Raw genomic sequence first — 3,212 nt, 5'->3', positions numbered from 1 at the left:
TCAGCAGGCCCACGACCTCAACCAGGACACCCTCACTCGCGCTCAACGGGTCCTCGGCAACGACCACCCCGAAACCCTCGCTACCGCCAACAACCTCGCAGCTGACCTCACAGCCCTCAGCAGGAAGGCGGGCGCGCCGAAATGACGCGCAGACCTTCAAGTGAGAAGATCACGCACCCTCACCATTCCCAGTAGCTCGCGCTGCAGGTGCCGTCCGACAACCCGACTAACCGTCTGCGGAAGACCCGAGAGCTCAGTCGGCAGGAGCTTGTTTGCACACCCCGAGAGTTCAGCGCTGGACCGCCCAACGGCGCTCGATGAGGCTGGCGCGCTCGTTGGCGGTGTGCCGGAGGGCGCCCTGCGCTGTGGTGTCCTTGGTGCGCGCGAGGTAGACGTGGTGGAGGCGGTGGTGGTTGCGGTCGCGTAGCGCCGACCTGGTCAGCGATGCGTGCACGCCGGGGAGGCTGGTCTCAGGCAGTGAGTGTCAGGGGAGTGAGTGGGAAGCGGTCGTCGAGGAGTGCCTGAAGCAGGTCCGGCAGTTCGACTGGCAGGAGCTTGTCGCGGCAGGTCGAGATCGCGGCGGCTGACCACCAGCGACGCTCGATAAGGCCGGCACGTTCGTTGGCCGTGTGGTGGAGGGCGACCTGCGGTGTGTCTTGATCGGCGTGGGCGAGGTAGACGTGGTCGAGGCGGTGGTGTTCTCGGCCGCGGTAGGTGAAGCGGCTTTCGCGGGTCCAGAGCTCGCGGCCGATCTCGTCGAGGATGAGCCCGGTTTCCTCGGCGATCTCGCGGCGAGCGGTGTCCTCGAGCTTCTCGCCGGCATCCTGGCCGCCGCCGGGGAGTTCCCACCAGTGGTGGCTGGGGTCGTCGGGGTCGCGGGCGTGGATGAGCAAGATTTCGTCGTCGCGGTTGAGGAGCAGGACGCGGGCGCCGACCCGCAAGGTCGGTTCGCTAATTAGGGAAAGGCATCGGGTCAATCCTCGTGCTCGAGCGGTCTTCGTGGGCGTGGTCCACGCCTTTAGCCGTTTGTGTGCGTGACCGAGCGAGGTGGCGTTCATGAGCTTCGGTGGGTCAACCATAGGTTGGCAGCGTTACGGAGTGCCAACTTCCAGGGCTGCGCGTCGTCGTCGGCGATGGTGGTCCAAAGGCGAGAGCTGACGGCGACGAACGTGTCGAGGCCGTCTCGCGGTACGCGGGTCCAGGCAGGAAGCGTTCGGGCCCAGGTTTCTGCGGCTGTGGGGGTGTGGCCTTCGGCGATGAGCCAGAGTGCGGCACAGGCCGGGTCTACCCAGGGTGCGCCGAGGGTGGGCCAAGCCCAGTCCACCAGCCACGCCCGGCCGTCGCTGACGAGGATGTTATTGGGGTTGAGGTCGGTGTGCAGCAGGTGCTCGTCGGCGAGTAGGGCCAGGTCGGCGTCGTCGGCCAGGCCGGTCCACCGTTGTTCGATCCGGGGTAGCGGCAGCGGTGGTGGTTCGAGTTCGCCCAGCCGGGTAAGGGTGCGTGCCAGGCTGGCGAGGTCGGGGGAGCCGGGGGAGAGGTCGGCGGTGTGGCCGGGGAGGTGGTCGAAACCGAGCAGGTCCCAACCGGCGGGGTTCAGGTGCCAGCGCAGCCGGGGCGCGATCCCGGAGATATGGGGTGCGATGGCGGCTTCGCGTTGCTGGCCGCGGACACCGGGATGGCCCTCCGGCATGCCTTTGACGAACACGGCGCCGTCGGCGGTATGCAGCACGGCGGCGAACGCGGAGTTCAGCCCACTGGCCAGCGGCTCGACGCGACGGATCTCGCCGATTTCGACCTCGACCGCGGCGCGCGCCGCCGGAGGGAGGGGCATGCGGTCGCGGGTGCCCATGGACGCCGCTGTGCTGCCGGGCTGGCTCACGCGGCCACTACGCAGGTGAAGCCGAGGGTGGTCAGCCCTTCGGAGCAGAACAGCGATTCCGACGGCCCTCCGGCGGCGGCCTGCAGCAGCTGGTAGCGCGCGCCGTGCTGAGCACCCCAGGCCATGGCAGCCAGCCACAGGGCGCGGCCATGCCCGCGGCCGCGGTGCCCGGAAGCGACGCCGAAGTATTGCGGCAGCAGGACCGGTGCCCCGTCGCGGTCGGGCATCACGGCGAGCGGACCGATCGCTCCGAGCACCATGCCGTCGTTGATGGCGGCGAGGATCGGCCCGTCGACGCGGCCTTCACGCCAGCGTCGACACAGAAATCCGAGCCCGGTTTCCGGTGCCTGTTGGGCCAGCTGTTCGAAGGTGTCCTGAGTGGATGGAGGGCAGGCGTCGAGATCGCGGATTTGTTCGGCAGCGCCGGGGTTGTCCTCCTGGGTGAACGTCTTGAGCAGGACCCGGGTCCCTGCGACGGCGTCGGTCTGCGGTGGCTCGGGGGTGAACCAGATGACGCGGCCGGTCGCCGCGCCGTAGGCGGCGCACCATCGTCGGGTCGCCGCGCGCAGGGCCGCGGTGTCGAGCTCGAGCGAGCCGTAGACGTGGGTTTTGATCATGCCGGCTCCGCGGTGGTTGAGCGTGGGGATGATCGTGAGGTCCGGGCGGTGGACGATCTCGTCGACGAGGACGGTCTCGGACTTGGTCGCCGACCAGCGGCGCTCCTTGTCGAACGGCAGCATCTCGCCGGTACGCGCGGCGTCGACGATCTCGTCGAAGACCTCCGGCTGCAGCGTGTCCGGGTGTACCGGTCCCAGGGTGGGGACGACAGGCACCTGCAGGACGCGGCGCAACCAGCCAGGCCGGAATCGCATGCGTTGCTCCTATGTCAAGCTGCCGCGGGGTGCGCGGCTGGTTGCTTGATGGTGTCGTGGTGGAGGGTGTTGAAGACGACGCGGGCGAGGCGTCGTTGGGTCTGCTGCACCGATAGGTGACAGTTCAGTCACGCGGCCTGACTGGCCGGTGAGGTCATGATGGTCTCGTACTCAATCGGGGTCAATCGGTTCAGGGATCGTTGGCGTCGCCGACGGTGGTAGGTGCGTTCGATCCAGGTCACGATCGCGTTTCTCAACTGCTGGCGGGTGGGCCAGATTCGACGGTCGAGGACGTTGTTCTGCAGCAGGCCGAAGAAGGATTCCATGGCGGCGTTGTCGCCTGCGGCGCCGACTCTGCCCATCGACCCGATCATGTGGTGCTGATGAAGAACGCGGACGAACTTTCTTGATCGGAATTGCGACCCGCGGTCGGTGTGGATCACGCAGCCGGCCACGTCACC

6 protein-coding genes (1 of these 6 running past the window's edge) are annotated in these 3,212 nt (G+C 68.0%); 1 reads left to right on the top strand and 5 read right to left on the bottom strand.

Annotation, left to right across the window (positions count from 1 at the left end):
- Positions 1-145 carry the final stretch of an FxSxx-COOH system tetratricopeptide repeat protein gene (fxsT, locus tag Q5425_RS02870; protein ID WP_308670485.1) on the top strand. It extends 2,312 nt beyond the left edge of the window, so 145 of the gene's 2,457 nt are visible here — the last part of the coding sequence; the start codon falls outside the window, past its left edge; the stop codon is at positions 143-145.
- A 144-nt stretch (positions 146-289) separates the two neighbouring features.
- Here fxsT and Q5425_RS02865 read toward each other — a convergent pair whose 3' ends face one another.
- From Q5425_RS02865 to Q5425_RS02845, 5 genes are all read right to left on the bottom strand, one after another.
- Positions 290-454, bottom strand: a complete 165-nt coding sequence (locus tag Q5425_RS02865) for a hypothetical protein (protein ID WP_308670484.1) — start codon at positions 452-454, stop codon at positions 290-292.
- Between the two features lie 16 nt (positions 455-470).
- On the bottom strand, positions 471-941 hold the full coding sequence (locus Q5425_RS02860; RefSeq protein WP_308670483.1) for an NUDIX domain-containing protein: 471 nt from the start codon (positions 939-941) through the stop codon (positions 471-473).
- 113 nt (positions 942-1,054) lie between these two features.
- A complete protein-coding gene (locus Q5425_RS02855; RefSeq protein ID WP_308670482.1) occupies positions 1,055-1,849 on the bottom strand; it encodes a phosphotransferase in 795 nt (264 codons plus the stop codon).
- Between the two features lie 26 nt (positions 1,850-1,875).
- Positions 1,876-2,730, bottom strand: a complete 855-nt coding sequence (locus Q5425_RS02850; RefSeq protein WP_308670481.1) for a GNAT family N-acetyltransferase — start codon at positions 2,728-2,730, stop codon at positions 1,876-1,878.
- Between the two features lie 149 nt (positions 2,731-2,879).
- Positions 2,880-3,212: integrase core domain-containing protein (locus tag Q5425_RS02845; RefSeq protein WP_308670480.1), on the bottom strand; the 333-nt coding region annotated here is incomplete at its 5' end.

Origin of the sequence: Amycolatopsis sp. A133 (assembly GCF_031082405.1) — a bacterium.
Classification (GTDB): domain Bacteria; phylum Actinomycetota; class Actinomycetes; order Mycobacteriales; family Pseudonocardiaceae; genus Amycolatopsis.
Note: the sequence above shows the minus strand (reverse complement) of the source record. Positions and strands in the feature narration are given on the sequence as shown.